15 protein-coding genes are annotated in these 14,736 nt (G+C 67.8%); 3 read left to right on the forward strand and 12 right to left on the reverse strand.

The genetic code is table 11. From position 1 onward, the window contains the following. Both pqqD and pqqE read left to right on the forward strand, forming a co-directional pair. Positions 1 to 255: pyrroloquinoline quinone biosynthesis peptide chaperone PqqD (pqqD, locus tag AC1DKD_RS33805; protein WP_477144234.1), on the forward strand; the 255-nt coding region annotated here is incomplete at its 5' end. After that, positions 227 to 1,423 carry a pyrroloquinoline quinone biosynthesis protein PqqE gene (gene pqqE, locus AC1DKD_RS33810; protein ID WP_477144235.1) on the forward strand — a complete coding sequence of 399 codons (1,197 nt, stop codon included), beginning with the start codon at positions 227 to 229 and terminating at the stop codon, positions 1,421 to 1,423. The genes pqqD and pqqE, both read left to right, overlap by 29 nt. A gap of 153 nt (positions 1,424 to 1,576) precedes the next feature. Here pqqE and AC1DKD_RS33815 read toward each other — a convergent pair whose 3' ends face one another. From AC1DKD_RS33815 to AC1DKD_RS33870, 12 genes are all read right to left on the reverse strand, one after another. Beyond that, complete coding sequence (locus tag AC1DKD_RS33815) at positions 1,577 to 1,861, reverse strand: c-type cytochrome (RefSeq protein ID WP_441628031.1); 285 nt, start codon at positions 1,859 to 1,861, stop codon at positions 1,577 to 1,579. Between the two features lie 152 nt (positions 1,862 to 2,013). Beyond that, complete coding sequence (locus AC1DKD_RS33820; RefSeq protein WP_477144236.1) at positions 2,014 to 3,756, reverse strand: PQQ-dependent methanol/ethanol family dehydrogenase; 1,743 nt, start codon at positions 3,754 to 3,756, stop codon at positions 2,014 to 2,016. Positions 3,757 to 3,948: 192 nt separating this feature from the next. Continuing rightward, positions 3,949 to 4,881, reverse strand: a complete 933-nt coding sequence (locus AC1DKD_RS33825) for a quinoprotein relay system zinc metallohydrolase 1 (RefSeq protein WP_441627968.1) — start codon at positions 4,879 to 4,881, stop codon at positions 3,949 to 3,951. Continuing rightward, positions 4,878 to 5,642 (reverse strand): quinoprotein dehydrogenase-associated SoxYZ-like carrier, encoded by a 765-nt coding sequence (locus AC1DKD_RS33830; protein ID WP_477144237.1) that lies wholly within the window; start codon positions 5,640 to 5,642, stop codon positions 4,878 to 4,880. Before AC1DKD_RS33830 ends, AC1DKD_RS33825 begins: the two co-directional genes overlap by 4 nt. Then, positions 5,639 to 6,463 carry an ABC transporter permease gene (locus AC1DKD_RS33835; protein ID WP_441627970.1) on the reverse strand — a complete coding sequence of 275 codons (825 nt, stop codon included), beginning with the start codon at positions 6,461 to 6,463 and terminating at the stop codon, positions 5,639 to 5,641. Before AC1DKD_RS33835 ends, AC1DKD_RS33830 begins: the two co-directional genes overlap by 4 nt. Positions 6,464 to 6,481: 18 nt before the next feature. After that, positions 6,482 to 7,663: an ABC transporter substrate-binding protein gene (locus tag AC1DKD_RS33840; protein ID WP_441627972.1), complete on the reverse strand. Its 1,182-nt coding sequence runs from the start codon at positions 7,661 to 7,663 to the stop codon at positions 6,482 to 6,484. Next, on the reverse strand, positions 7,656 to 8,666 hold the full coding sequence (locus AC1DKD_RS33845; protein WP_441627974.1) for a PQQ-dependent catabolism-associated beta-propeller protein: 1,011 nt from the start codon (positions 8,664 to 8,666) through the stop codon (positions 7,656 to 7,658). The genes AC1DKD_RS33840 and AC1DKD_RS33845 overlap by 8 nt, the downstream gene beginning before the upstream one ends. Further along, positions 8,663 to 9,451 (reverse strand): ABC transporter ATP-binding protein, encoded by a 789-nt coding sequence (locus tag AC1DKD_RS33850; RefSeq protein WP_441627976.1) that lies wholly within the window; start codon positions 9,449 to 9,451, stop codon positions 8,663 to 8,665. The genes AC1DKD_RS33845 and AC1DKD_RS33850 overlap by 4 nt, the downstream gene beginning before the upstream one ends. Beyond that, entirely contained in the window at positions 9,451 to 10,434 is a 984-nt protein-coding gene (locus tag AC1DKD_RS33855; RefSeq protein WP_441628033.1) for a tripartite tricarboxylate transporter substrate binding protein, read from the reverse strand. The genes AC1DKD_RS33850 and AC1DKD_RS33855 overlap by 1 nt, the downstream gene beginning before the upstream one ends. Positions 10,435 to 10,662: 228 nt before the next feature. Beyond that, positions 10,663 to 10,755, reverse strand: a complete 93-nt coding sequence (locus tag AC1DKD_RS33860; protein ID WP_477144238.1) for a hypothetical protein — start codon at positions 10,753 to 10,755, stop codon at positions 10,663 to 10,665. Continuing rightward, positions 10,734 to 11,024 carry a response regulator gene (locus AC1DKD_RS33865; RefSeq protein WP_477144239.1) on the reverse strand — a complete coding sequence of 97 codons (291 nt, stop codon included), beginning with the start codon at positions 11,022 to 11,024 and terminating at the stop codon, positions 10,734 to 10,736. Before AC1DKD_RS33865 ends, AC1DKD_RS33860 begins: the two co-directional genes overlap by 22 nt. After that, positions 11,021 to 12,436: a sensor histidine kinase gene (locus AC1DKD_RS33870; RefSeq protein WP_441627980.1), complete on the reverse strand. Its 1,416-nt coding sequence runs from the start codon at positions 12,434 to 12,436 to the stop codon at positions 11,021 to 11,023. Before AC1DKD_RS33870 ends, AC1DKD_RS33865 begins: the two co-directional genes overlap by 4 nt. A gap of 168 nt (positions 12,437 to 12,604) precedes the next feature. On the opposite strand from AC1DKD_RS33870, the gene AC1DKD_RS33875 reads away from it, so the two are divergent. Further along, positions 12,605 to 14,736 (forward strand): TonB-dependent receptor (locus AC1DKD_RS33875; protein WP_477144240.1); only part of this gene is annotated, 2,132 nt, incomplete at its 3' end.

The raw sequence follows: 14,736 nt of genomic DNA on the forward strand, positions 1-14,736 counted from the left end.
GACCTGACCAAGCCCACGCTGCACCGGACCTTCCGCCTGCAGTGGGAAGACGCCCAGCAGAGCTGGATCCTGCTGTATCCGGAAGGCATGGTCACGCTCAACGACAGCGCGGCCGCCATCCTGCAGCGCTGCGACGGCAGCCACACCCTCGACATGCTGATCGACGACCTGCAGTCCGCCTTCGGCGTGCAGGGCATCGCACCGGAGGTACACGCCTTTGTCAAACATGCCATCGAACGCGGCTGGCTGGTCTGAGCCGCCGGCAGCCATAGCACCGCCCGGGCCGCCGCTATGGCTGCTGGCGGAACTGACCTACCGCTGCCCGCTCCACTGCGCCTTCTGCTCCAACCCGGTGGACTATGCCCGGCACGACACCGAACTCGACACCGCCCGGTGGCGCGACGTTTTCACGCAGGCGCGCGCGCTGGGCGCCGTGCAACTGGGCCTGTCGGGCGGCGAACCCCTGCTGCGCAAAGACCTGGAAGCACTGGTCGAACATGCCCACGGGCTCGGCTTCTACACCAACCTCATCACCTCCGGCATCGGCCTCACGGATGCCCGGCTGGCCGCCTTGCGCATTGCCGGGCTCGATCATATCCAGCTATCGTTCCAGGACTCCACGCGCGAACTCAACGATTTTCTCTCCAGCACCCGCACCTTCAACCTGAAGCAACGCGTGGCCCGCCTGATCAAGGCGCACGGTTATCCGATGGTGATGAACTGCGTGCTGCACCGGCACAACCTCCCTCATGTGGGCGCCATCATCGAGATGGCGCTGGAGATGGGCGCGGAATACCTGGAACTGGCCAACACCCAATACTATGGATGGGCCTGGGAGAACCGGCAGGCGCTGATGCCCACGCATGAGCAACTGTGCGAAGCCGAAGCGGTCGTGAAGGCATACCGCGCCCGCATCGGCAACCGGTGCAAGATCCTGTTCGTGGTGCCCGACTACTTCGAGCAACGGCCCAAGAAATGCATGAACGGATGGGGCACAACCTTCCTTGGCGTGGCGCCCGACGGCGTCGCGCTGCCCTGCCATGCGGCCCGCATGCTGCCCGGGCTTGACCTGCCGAACGTCACCACGCGATCGCTACGTGAGATATGGCGCGAGAGCGAGGCCTTCCAGCGTTTTCGCGGCACGCACTGGCTGCCGGAGCCTTGCCGATCGTGCGACTCGCAGGCGGAAGACCATGGCGGGTGCCGTTGCCAGGCGTTCCTCCTGACCGGCGACGCCGCCGCCACGGATCCGGTTTGCGATCGGTCTGGAGACCATGGGAAGGTCGCGGAGATCGTGCTGCRGGGCAGGCTGGCCGAGGTGCAGGCGCGCGGACGGGAGAGCGGGATGGTCTTCCGCAGCGATGGGAATTCGCTCAGGCTAAGCAGCGACGGTAGCTGCGCTGATAGCAAAAAACGGAAGTAGAAAATTGAGAACAAAAAGAGCAAAGACGTTTCACGCCGTGCCTGGGCTGCCGGGCGGGCCGATGTGAAGCGTCTTTGCGAATCCTTCCTTCGTATCCGGTTTCTATCCGACCGTCAGGCCTGACACCGGTCTCTTCCAATGCTCATCCGGTGCTCAACCGATACTCAGCACCCACTCTGCCAGCCTCCTGGCATCCGCTTCACTGATACTCTCGTGCGACGGCATGGGAATCCGTCCCCAAACACCTTTTCCGCCCTCACGGATCTTTTTCGCCAGCCGCTCGGGCGCTTCCCCATCTCCCTTGTACTTGGCCGCTACCTCGGCAAAACCCGGCCCTACCACCTTGGCATTCATACTGTGACAAGAAAAGCAGCCGCTCTTGTCTGCCAGCGCCTGCATATCGGGCGCCGCTTCGACCCGGGCGGCACACAGCACCATGGCCACCGTGGCCGTCAACGACAGGTATCCTTTCGCCTTCTGCATATCTACTTCCCAATGCTCTGATCATCGACCAGCCCTTGCGCGTGCCGGCTTCGGTGTGCGAGGCCGGCACGCGCAGGGCAGCTTCACTACATGGTGTCCGGCAACGTTCAGCTCTTGTGCAGCTTGAACACCCACACCGATCCGCCCTGCTCCAGGAAATTCACGCGCTTGGCAACTTCCCCGCCCCACAGCGGCACCGCGCCGCCCCAGCCCGACACCACCGCCACATACTGCTCGCCGCCCTCCTCCCAGGTAACCGGAGGCGCCACCACGCCGCTGCCCGTCTGGAACTTCCACAGTTCCTTGCCGGTTTTGGCGTCCGCGGCCTTCAGGTAGCCCTCCGGCGTGCCCCAGAACACCAGCCCGCCGGCAGTGGTCATCACCCCGCCCCACAGCGGCGCGTAGTTCTTGACCTCCCACTCGATCTTGCCGGTCTTGGGATTGATCGCGCGCAGCGAGCCGATGTAGTCCTCGTTGAGCGGATGGATGGTGAAGCCGGCGCCGAGGAAGGCGGCACCCTTCTTGTAGCCCACGGGTTCGTTCCAGATATCCATGCCCCATTCATTGGCCGGTACATAGAACAGGCCGGTCTGCGGGCTGTAGGCCATCGGCTGCTGGTTCTTGYCGCCGAGGAAGCCCGGCGCGGCGAACACGGACTGGCCCTTCTTCGGATCGCTGCCCGCGGCCGGGTCGCCCGGCCGGCTTTCCGCGATCATGTTGGGGCGCCCGGTCTTGAGGTCGATGCTGCTGGCCCAGGTGATCTTCTTGACGAAGGGAAAGGCGTTCACCAGCTTGCCGTTGGTGGCGTCATTGACGTAGAAGAAGCCGTTGCGGTCGGCCTTGCCGCCCAGGCGCTTCCCATCCTGGTCGAAGGTCACGAACTCGTTGACGCCGTCGAAATCCCAGCCATCGTTCGGCGTGTTCTGGTAATGCCAGACGATCTTGCCGGTAGTCGGGTCGAGCGCCACGGTCGAGGCCGAATACAGGTTGTCGCCCTTGCGCATGTGGCTGTTCCACGGCCCCGGGTTGCCGGTACCGAAGTAGGCCAGGCCGGTCTTCGGGTCATAGGTGCCGCCCAGCCAGGTGGCCGCGCCGCCGGTCTTCCAGGTCTCGCCGGGCCAGCTGGCGTTCTGGGTACCGGTCACACCGTCTTCGGTCTTGTTGCCGTCCTTGTCGTACTTGTAGCCCATATGGCCTTCCACCACCGGCCTGGACCAGACCAGTTGCCCGGTCTTCGCGTCGCGTGCCTCGACCCGTCCCACCACGCCGAACTCGCCACCGGAGACGCCGGTCAGCACCATGCCTTTGACGATCAGGGGGGCTGCCGTGTAGGAATAGCCGGCGGCATAGTCCTCGATCTTGTCCTTCCACACCACCTTGCCGGTCTTCTGGTCCAGCGCCACCAGTTGCGCGTCGAGCGTGCCAAAGATCACCAGGTTGTCGTACAGGGCCGCGCCACGGTTGACCACGTCGCAGCAGGGCATGATGCCTTCGGGCAGGCGATGCTCATATTTCCAGAGCTTGCTGCCGGTCTTCAGATCGAGCGCGTAGATGCGCGAGTACGAGGCCGTCACGAACATCTTGCCGTCGTGAATCAACGGCTGCGCTTCCTGCCCGCGCTGCTTTTCGCCGCCGAACGAGAACGACCAGGCCGGCACCAGCTGGCTGACGTTCCTGGTGTTGATGCGGTTCAGCGTGGAAAAGCGCTGGCCTTGCGGGCCCATCCCCCACGACAGCACGTCGCCCGGCGACTTCGCGTCATTCTCGATCATGGCATCGGTCACCGCGGCCTGCGCCGCCAGGCTCGCGGCAGCCGCCGCGAGCACCATCATCACGCGTAACGTCCTCATTGTCTGCTCCTCTCTCTTGTTGTCGATCTTCACCAGTGCGCCTCGCACACCAGACTGACTCTTGGCAATTCCCATGCCAATGGAAAACACCTGCATCCGGCCCCGCGGCGGCCTGTGGATGCCGGGATGGCGTACCAGCGCGGAACACTCGGTTGCCGTTGTTGCGGAATTGAACAGCACACCTGTCCGGACTCAGCGTCTCAACGCCGCGTCCTCATACGCCGGGTAGAGGTGCGTCACATTGCGCAAATACTCCGCCGGCATGGCGCCCCAGCGCGCGTAGGCGTCCGGCACCGGCATGGCAAGCACCTCGGCCAGGTCGCGGCCCTGGGAGGCCGCCTGGGTCATGCGGGCGTCCAGCCACTGCAGGTAGCCGCGTGTCTGCGCGATGGCGTCCGCGCTGCCGAGCGCCGGTCCGTGGCTGGGGATCAGCAGCCGTGCGCCGCTGTCGCGCACCAGCGCCTGCAAATGGTCCAGGCTGGCCAGCCAGCGCTTGAGATCCGCATGCGGTGTGGTCGGCACGCGCTCGCGAAACGCCACGCCGCCCGCGAAGACCACGCCGGCGCCGCGATCCACTATCACGAGGTCGTCGGCGGTGTGACCGTCCATCCGGATCAGATCGAAGGTGTGCCGGCCGATCGTGCGCCGGCCCGGGGTCAGCACGTGGCGCGGCGGCGCCGGTTCCGTGTCGCGCATCCAGTTGCCGCACAGCCGGTAGAGGTTGTCGGCATATGCAGGCCCTTCGCGCCGGGCGCCGTCGATGGTGCCGGCCAGCGCGCTGCCGCCCACGTCGGTATAGGCCTGGTTGCCGAAAAAGTAGTCCGGATGCAGGTTCAGATTGAGCACCAGCCGCACCGGCGCCGCCGTGACCGAAGCAATGGCGCGGCGCTGCTGCTCGCCGTACTGGTGCGACGGCCCGGTATTGATCACCACCACGCCGTCACCCGTGTCGATAAAGGCGGTGTTGATGATGTTGCAGCCGTTGTCCGGCGCGAAATCCGCATTGGCCCCTTCCAGCAGCCACACGTCGGCGGCGACCTGGCGTGGCGCCAGGCGATAGTCCCCTGCCTGCGCCAGCGCCGCCTGCGCTGCCAGCCATAGCAGGATCCCGAGCGCGCGCTTCATGGCGTCACCTGCGCCGCGAACCGGTTGCCGTTGTTATCGCGTCCGCTCACCGTCATGCCGCGCTCCATGGCTTCGCGCAGGTCGAAGGAGAAGATGGGGTTCTCGGCAACCGGTTCGTACAGCGTCAGCCGCAGCATCGCTTCCCGGGTGGCGTCGAGCAGGCTCAGCGACTCCACATGGAAGGCCGGGATACCCGCCACCAGCCCGGTGTCCATCGGGTGCATCACGCGTAGCCGCACCCGGCCACCGTTGCCGCCGAGGCCGGGAAACACGCGCGATTCGACCCGGTTCAGCGTGGTGCTCCACGAACCGTCGCGGCGCGTCGCGCCCGGCACCGTGCAGCCGCCGCCGCTGGCATCCACCATCACCCCGCCCACGTGCCACACGCCGTCCCGCGTGCGGGCCGCCACGCGCACCGGCGAGGCCTGCTCCAGCTTGAAGCRGAACGACAGCGAGGGGCGCACCCTGAGCGGCTCGAACTCCAGCACCTTGCGGATCGGGTTGCGGTCCACCGCCACCACGATGCGATCCACCTCGCCGAGCGCCGACGCATCAAAAGCGATCGGCACCCGCATCGGATCTTCGGCAAAGGCCGGCCCGGTGACCTTGACGCGGCTGTCGAACACGTACGGCGCCTGCCGCAGCGCTTCCTTGTGCACCAGCGGCCATTGCGGCGACTGCAACGGATCGCGGCTGTCCAAGGCCCACGCACCCGTTGCGGCCAACGCCAGGCAAGCTGCCAGCGGCACGGCATGCCTCATGCCGGACCCCCGGCCTGGCGCACGCGGCGAGCCATCCCGCGCTGAGGGTCGTAGCCGAGCAGCGCCAAAGCGAAGAACACGGCCGTGCAAGCGGCCACCACCGCGAGACTGACTGGCGCGGCCTGCCCGTACAAGGCGAAGCGGATCGCTTCCACGGCATGGGTAAAGGGATTGAAGCGCGCGAGCTGGTAGACTACGGTGGCGCCGGACTCCTCCAGCTTCCAGAGCGGATACAGCGCCGAGCTGATGAAGAACATCGGGAAGATCACGAAATTCATGGTGCCGGCGAAGTTCTCCAGCTGCCGCACATGCACCGACAGCAGCAAGCCCAACGCCCCCAGCATCAGCGCGGCCAGCACCATCACGGCCAGCGCGCCGGGCAGGCATGCCGGCGCGAATGTCACGTCGAAGGCCATGGCGACAAGCAGGAAGGCGACCATCTGCAGCAAGGAAAGCAAGGTGCCGGCGGCCAGCTTGCAGGCGAGCAGCCAGGCCCTGGGCAGCGGCGCGGTCAGCAGCAGGCGCATCACGCCCATCTCGCGGTCGTACACCATCGCCAGCGAGGACTGCATGCCGTTGAACAGCGCGATCATGCCGAGCAGGCCGGGCGTGACAAAGACCTTGTATTCGACATAGGTGTCGTAGGGCGGCACGATGGCGACGCCGAGCGCGTTCTGGAAGCCGGCCGCGAATACCAGCAGCCACAGCAGCGGCCGCGCCAGCGACGAGCACAGCCGCCCGGGCTGCCGGAAGAACTTATGCAGTTCGCGCCCGGCCACCGCGCGCAAGGCGCGCCAGGCGTGGATCAGGGTGGTAGTCATGGCCTGGGCGTCGCTCCCCTATTTGCCTGGACGGCACGCGGTGTCGGCCGCGTCTGCGCCCAGCGTGTCGAGATTGTTCTTCGGATGCAGCACACCCTCCACCGGCGCCACGCCGACCACGCCGTCGGGATGCGCCAGCAGGACCGGCTGGCGCAACTGGCGGTCCCAGCGCCGGAAGGACAGCGGCGGACCCTTGAAGCCATCCACCACCACCGCCTCGGAGACCAGCGCCTCGGCCTGCCCGGCAAAGCCGCCCTTGGGCTGCCGCGCCACGCTTTCGGCTATCGCCTTCACAGCCACCCACGCGGCCCAGTCATAGCCGGTCATGGGACGGCCCGCCGCCTTGATGAAACGCCGGTTCAGCTGCGGCCCGCCGTTGCGCTCCCAGGCCCAGTGCCAGGCCTGGCCGGTCAGTCCGCTGGCACCTACCACCGGGCGGGGCAGCTGGGTGGCATAGGGCACGCCGCGCGCGAACTCGCCGTCGGCATCGGCGACCACCACCACGTCGTAGTCCACGCCGGCAGTCAGCAGGCTGAGATTGTCCAGCTCGCGCTCGCGCGGATCGTTCGACAGCTTGAACGCGCGCTGCGCCGACCAGGCAATGCCGAAGCGGCGGGCAGCCTGCGTGAGCACGGCGCGCTGCGCCGCGTCTTCCGGCGACGGGCCGCTCAGCAACAGCGCACGGCGCCACTTGCGCAGCGCCAGGTATTGCATCAGCGCGTCCGCCTGCATGCGCCGGCTGGGCAGCGTGTGGAGCAGGTGCGGCGCGCAGCCGGCGCCGCGCAGTTCATCGTCGTCGGCGGAAACGTTGAACAGCAGCGCTTCGCCGGGCTTGACCGCACGCGCCGCCAGCCTGACCGCCGGAGCCGGCAGGTCCAGCAGGATAAAGCGCGTGCCCTGGCGCGCCAGCGCGGCTACCATCGGCCCCACCTCGGCCTCGCCGCTGGCTTCCTGCGCATCGAGCCGCAGGACCTGCCCGGCGGCTTCCAGCGCAAAGCGCGATTCCGCCACCGCCACGCGCGCGCCGTCCACGGGATGGCCTTGCGGCTGGCCGGGGTAACGTTGCTCCATCCGCCGGGGTGCATAGCGCGCATCGCCGGCCATGGAAACCACGGCCACCCGTACGTCAGCCGCGTGCGCGGTGGCTGCCAGCCACGCGAACACGGCCAGCCAGCGCAGACCGGTAGCCGGACTAGTCATCGATCGCCACCGAATGCGGCACCCTGCCCGCCTTGAGCGTGGTCACGGCCTTGTTGCTTGCGGTGTCGACCACGCTGACGTCATCGGACAGTCCGTTGGCCACATAGAGCAAGGCGTTGTCGCGCGTCAGCGCCAGGCCCCAGGCGCGGCGGCCCACCAGCACGTAGTCCAGCACCCGGCGCGAAGCCACGTCGACCACGGCCACGCGATTGGCGCGGCCCAGCCCGATATAGGCGCGCTTGCCGTCGCTGCTGGCGGTCAGTCCGACCGGGGTCACGTCCTCCGCACGGAAGCCCTTGGGCGTGAAGGCGATGGTGTGTACCACTTCCAGCGTATCGGTGCGGATCACGCTGACGCTGGCGGCCAGTTCATTGGTCACCCACAGCTCCTTGCCGTCCATGGCCAGCAGCAGGCGGCGCGGGCGGTTGCCGACCCGGATATTCCTGATCAGCTTGCGCGATGCCACGTCGATCACATGGACCAGGTTGGCGACTTCCGAGGTGACGTACACCCGCTTGCCGTCCGGGCTGGCCTTCACACCCTCGGGCTCTTCGCCCACCTTGATGGCAAACACCTTCTTGCCGGACGCGATGTCGTAGGCCGACAGCAGTCCGTCCTCCTCGTTGGAGACGTAGAGCGTGCGGCCGTCGGGACTGAGGTCGAACAGTTCCGGGTCGTCGCCGACCGGCAGCGAAGCCACGGTCTTGCGGCTCGCCACGTCGACCACGTCCACCCGGTTATCGTCGCTGCAGGCCACGTAAAGGCGCCGCCGGTCCGGCGACAACTGCAGGTGGCGCGGGCGCTTGCATTGCCGCCAGACGGCGATCAGTTGCCTGCTGGCGGCGCCATAGGCGGCCACGGCATCGTCTTTCTCGCTGGAGACGAAGACCTGCCCGGTGGCGTTGCGGCTTTCAGCGGCGCCGGCCACGCCGGCGGCGATCAGCAGCAACATGGCGGCCAGGGTGGCGCAGGCGATAAAGCCAAGGGTGGGCGGCCTGTTCATGCCGGGACACGCTCGGTAGCGCGCGCGGTGGCACGGACAGGCGATGCGGGGAAGCTGGTCAGGGCCAGGAAGGCCTGCTCCAGGCTGTCGCACTCGGCGGCGCCGCGCAGCGCGGCCGGCGTGCCATCGAAGCGCACCGCGCCCCGATGCAGCACGATCACGCGGTCCGCCTGCTCGACCTCCTGCACCAGGTGCGTGGCCCACAGCACGCCGGCCCGCGCCTGCGCGGCAAGCCGGCGTGCATCGGCAACGATCTGCGCGCGCGAGGCCGGATCGAGCCCGACAGTGGGTTCGTCCATCAGCAGCACGGCGGGCTCGTGCAACAGCGCGCGCGCCAGTTCCACCTTGCGCCGGTTGCCGCCCGAGAGCTCGCGCACGGATGCCCCTGCCCGCTCCGCCAGGCCGAAATCCTCCAGCAGCCGGGCAATCCGCCCGGCGGCAACGCGGCGCGGCAGCCCGTGCAGGCCGGCATGGAAATGCAGGTTCGACAAGACCGACAAGTCCAGGTCGATGGCCGGCTGCTGGAACACGATGCCGAGGCGGGCCAGCGCACGCACCGGGTGGCGCCGCATATCCACCCCCATGACCGTAACCCGCCCCGCGTCGGCCACGAACAAGCCGCTGAGGATCTGGAACAGCGTGGTCTTGCCAGCGCCGTTGGGACCCAGCAGCGCGACAAATTCACCGCGCCGCACGTCGAGCGAAACGCCGTCCAGCGCGTGCTGGTTGCCAAAGCGCTTGCGCACGGCTTCACAGCGCAGCGCCAGCGGGGATTCCGGGGCCATCACAGGTGCTCCTTCGGCTGGGCCGTGCCCACCCGCTCGGCGAAGCGACGCTCCGCCTCCCAGGCGCGCTGCAGGTAGGCCTCGTACCGGGCGGTGTTCAGGTAGGTCAGTTCCTGGTCATACCTGGCCAGCTCGGCCACGTGGCGGGGCTGTTGCATGGCGATGCGGAACGCGTCGTGCAGGCGGTTGACGATCAGCGGGTCGGTGCCGCGCGGCACGCCGATGCCATAGGGCGAGTTGTGGATCGCGTTGTCGAAACCCAGCTCGCTGACGGTCGGCACCTCGGGCCAGCGCGCCGATCGCTGCGCGCTGAACACGGCCAGAAGGCGCATCCGCCCGCTCTCCACGAAGGGCGCGAAGCCGGTCGAATTCACGCCCGCCATCAGCGAGCCATTGGCCACCGCCAGCATCTGGTCAGCGGTGCCGCGGTAAGGCACGTGCACGTAGCGCACGCCGCTGCGTCCGAGCACATCCTCCATGGCGAGGTGGGCGGTGGTGCCGATGCCGGTCGAACCCACCGTCAGCGCGCCGGGATGGGCACGGCCCCAGGCAATCAGGTCATCCAGCGTGTGGAAGGGGCTGTCCGCGGGCACCACGATGCCGAAGGTGTAGCCGGAGATCATCAGCACCGGCTGGATGTCGCGCAGCGGCTGCCACGCGGTTTTCTGCTGATGCGGGAAACGATAGACCGTCAGCGGCAACTGGCCGATGGTGTAGCCATCCGGCCGCGCGGCGGCAAGCGCGCCGCCCACCAGCGTGCCGCCGGCGCCCGGCCTGTTCTCCACCACGATGGGCTGACCGAGCTCCCGCCCGGCCAGTTCCGCCAGCACGCGCATCGAGATATCGGTGGCACCGCCCGCCGGCCACGGCACGATCAACGTGATCGGGCGCACCGGAAAGCGCGGCGCCCCCTCCGCTGGCGCGGCCAGCGCATGCGCCAGGCCAAAGCCGAGCAGCAGCGCGAAAGCGAGGCGACGAAGCATGGCATGGCAGAAGGTGGAAGTGTTCATGCTGATTAGAAGAGCAAGGCCGATACCATGTGCGGCGCAACATGCGGGCTGTCGGGCGCCTGGCCTTCTCCGGCGTCATCCTGGAGGCCGCCAGGCATCGCTGTAAGGCTGCGCGTTGTGCAGTGCGCTATTGATGGTTGTCCCGCCGTGGAACACGCCACCAGCGCCCGGGCCAGACCTGTCCCGTTTTGAAACAGAGGCTCAGCCGAAGCCGTGCTCCACCGCATAGCGATGCATTTCCACCCGGTTGGCCAGGCCCATCTTCTTGCGGATCAGCGTCTGGTAGTTCGCCACGGTCTTGGTACTGAGATAGAGCTGCGCAGGATCCGCAATGCGGGGACCCGCGCGCCCAGCCGCTGCAGCACCTCCATGCCGCCGCGTCCGGGCATCGACAGGTCCAGGATCAGTACGTCGGCCGGATGCTGCGTCAGCCAGGCGTAGGCGGCATCGCTATCGCCGAACTCGGCCACCACGCGCACCCCCTCCTCCAGTTCCAGCAGCCGCCGGTACCCGGTGCGCACTACCGCGTGATCATCGGCAATGACTACGTCGATCGTTTTCATTTGCTCTGGCTCCCATGCGGTTGAACCGGCTCGGCGAACGCCTGCTGCGCAAGCGGAAAGCTGGCGCTCAGGCGGCAGCCGGGCGTGGCAAGGACCGCAGCAGAGGCGGGTTCGATGTGCAGCGTGCCCAGATGGGCCCACGCGCGCTCCTGCATCCCTCGCAGGCCATGACTGCGCTGCAGGGCCGCGGCGACGTCGGCAATGCCCTGGCCGTCGTCCTCCACGCTCCAGCGCACCGCCTCCCCTGCGGCCGTGGCGGCGATGCGGATCGCCACGCGGCGCGCGCCGGCATGGCGCATCACGTTGGTCAGCGCCTCCTGCGTCATCCGGTACAGCGTCAGGACCAGGTCCGCGCCCGGCGCCACACCACCAAGCGCCACCTCATAGTCCACCTGCGTCTGCTGGCCCGGCTGGTCGCGCCAGGCTCGCACCAGGTCTTGCAGCAGACGCTCCACCGAGGCGAGGCGGCCGTCGGGCTGCACGCCGTGCGGCCGAAGCCGGTGCAGCAAATGACGTACCTCGTGCTGAATCCTGGCGCAATGCCCGGCCAGGTCGTTGGCCACGAGTTGCAGCACGGGCTCATGGACACTCTTGCGAACCAGATAGGCGGCATCGGCSCGCATTGCGGTGAGCACCTGGCCGAACTCGTCGTGCAGCTCCCGCGCCAGGCGCGCGCGCTCGCTTTCCTGGGCAGTCAGCAGCTTGCGGCTCAGGGCGCGTCGCTCCGCCTGGGCATCGTCCAGCGCACCAGCCAGGTGGTTGAGCGCACGGCCGACCTGGTCCATCTCGCGCGTGCGCATGGGCGGCAGGCGCACGCTGTAGTCCTTGTCTTCGTAGCGCCGGATCGCCTCCAGGATCTGTTGCAGGGGAGCTAGCGCCCGTCCCAGGGCCCAGTGGATGCCAAACAGTAGCAGCGCGCCATAGACGGCTAGCACGGCGAGGTTGCCGGCCATGTCGTCGCTGGCTTCCTGGATTTCGCTCTCCGGATTCCAGCGCAAGGCGGCGCGGTAGGTAGCGCCGTCGCGGGTGTGGATCTCCCAGCGGCTTTCCAGCCGCGCCGCATTGGCGCTCAGGCCCGGCAGGGCTAGCAGGCCGCCCCAGGCGGAGCTGTCCCGTGGCTGCGGCGCGCTTACCAGCACCTGGCCCGCGGCATCCTCCAGATGCAGCCACAAGTGGCGCATTTGCGCCGATGCATTGATGGCGCGCAGGGCGGCAAGATGCGCCTCGCGTTCGGCCGGCGCCGCCATTTGCAATGCCGAGAGGCGCGGAATCAGTTGCGCCATGGCGTCCGCGCCATGGCGCTCGTCGCCGATGGCGCGCACCGCGAGCCATAGCGCGACCACCAGCGCGCAGCACAGGCAGGCCGCGGAGATCCAGATGGCACGGCTTAACAGATAGCGAGACATCGTCATGGCAATGACGCCCCCCGGAAGGTTGCGGTGGCCGGTGGAATTCGCCCGCGGATCGGGAGGTTTTCCCGAAGCCCGAGGTATGGAACCTGCTCCCTGTCCCTCGAGTTGTTTCCGCCAGGCCGGCACCCAACGCAGGTGCCCCGGCCAATCATTCCGAGGAGATGCAAGATGCCAGCCAACCTACCCCCGCCCAGACGCAGAGCCAAGCCGGGAGGCGCCGCCCTGCGCCCGGCGCCCCGCCTCGGCGCGCCACGGCGCGGCGCGGTCACCGCCATCGCACTGGCCGTGGCACTGCTGGCCGCCCTGCCCGCTGTTGCACAACAGGACAATGGTGTGCAAATCGGGGACAGTGCCACGCTGCCCGAGGTCCTGGTGGTGGCGGCGGCTCCGCTGCCCGGCATCGGCGTGGACCGCGATGTCGTGCCCTACACGGTGCAGACGGTCAGCGGCGACAAGCTGAACGGCACGCGCACCGGCACCCTCGCCGAATACCTGGCGCGTAACTTCACCGGCGTCAACGTCAACGACATCCAGGGCAGCCCCTTCCAGACCGACCTCACCTACCGCGGCTTTCGCGCCTCGTCGATCCCGGGCGTGTCGCAAGGGCTGTCTGTCTACCTGGACGGCATCCGCGTCAACGAGCCCTTCGGCGATGTGGTTAGCTGGGACATGATTCCCGAGTCCGCCCTGGAAAGCGTCTCGCTGGTCTCCAGCGCCAACCCCGCTTATGGCCTCAACACGCTCGGCGGCGCGCTTGCCATGACCACCCGCTCGGGCCTGACCTCACCTGGCTTCACCGCCGATCTCTCTTATGGCAGCGGCAACCGCAAGCGCGCCGACCTGTCGGGCGGCATCCGCAGCGACAGCGGCTGGCACGCCTTCGCCGCCGGCACCCTGTTCCAGGAGCACGGCTGGCGCGATCATTCCGAGGGCCGGCTCGGCAACCTGTTCATCAAGGCCGGGCACGAGGGCGAGACCGACAGCTGGGATGTGTCCGTGCTGCATGGGCGCAGCACCCTGATCGGCAACGGCCTGGTGCCCAGCTACCGCGCTAGCGGCAATGCCATGCTGCCCGGGCTCTACGAGAGCAATCGCGGTGMCGTCTATACCTATCCCGACAAAACCGAGAACATGGTCACCCAGGCCGCCCTCAACGGCCGGCACTGGTTCGACGAGAAGACCAGCGCCGCCATGCTCGCCTATGTGCGCACCAGCCGCCGCGACACCACCAACGGAGATGTGAACCCGGTCTACGCTGCTTATACGGAAGACTGCGAAGATGGCTTCAATGCCGCCGGCAGCCCGCGCAAGTCCCGCTGCGGCTACACCCGGGACGACGGCGCGGCGCTGGATCCGGCGGTGCTGAACACGACGCACATGTGGCAGCAGTCCATCGGCATGGCGTTCAGCTTCGCCAAGGAGACGGAAAAGCACCTGATCAACGCCGGGCTGACGTTCGACCGCARCCGCCTCACCTATTCGCAGTACGAGCAGCTAGGCACCTTTACCGACGACCGCGGCGTGATCGCGGACCCGGATGCGCCGAACGAACTGTTCTCCGGCGTCAGCGGCACCTCGCGCGCGATTGGCCTGTACCTGTCGGACACCTGGGCCGTGACGCCCAGCACCTTCGTGACTGGTTCGGCCCGGTGGAACCACGTGACCGTGAGCAACACGCTGCGCAACAGCGACGGCAGCGAGCAGCCGAACGAGAGCTTCACCTACCGCAGGCTCAACCCCGCGCTTGGCATTACGCAGAAGCTGGGCGCCGGGGTCTCGGTATTTGGCGGCTACGCCCAGAACAACCGCGTGCCGACGGCGCTCGAACTGGGCTGCGCCGATCCGGCCCAGCCCTGCCGCCTGCCTGCCGGCCTGCAGGCCGACCCTTACCTCAAGCAGGTCGTCTCGCACTCCTATGAAGTGGGCGCGCGCTGGCGGCCCTCGAAGGACACGGAAGTGTCCGGCTCACTCTACCGCGTTGATAACCACGACGACATCCTCTTCCTGCGCGCCCCCAACACGCAGCAGGGCTACTTCGCCAATTTCGACCGGACCCGCAACCAGGGCTTCGACCTGTCCGCCCGGCAGCGCTTGGGCAACGTCACCCTGCGCCTCGGCTACAGCTATCTCGACGCCACCTATCAGGCCACCGGTCAGCTCGCGGTGGGCGAACGCACCATCGACGTCAAGCCGGGCATGCGCCTGGCCGGCCTGCCGCGCCACACCATCAAGCTGGGTGTGGACTGGCAGGCGCTGCCCGAACTGACCCTGGGCGCCGACCTGGTTGGCGTGTCCAGCAG

The organism is Cupriavidus sp. 05T313 (assembly GCF_056396665.1).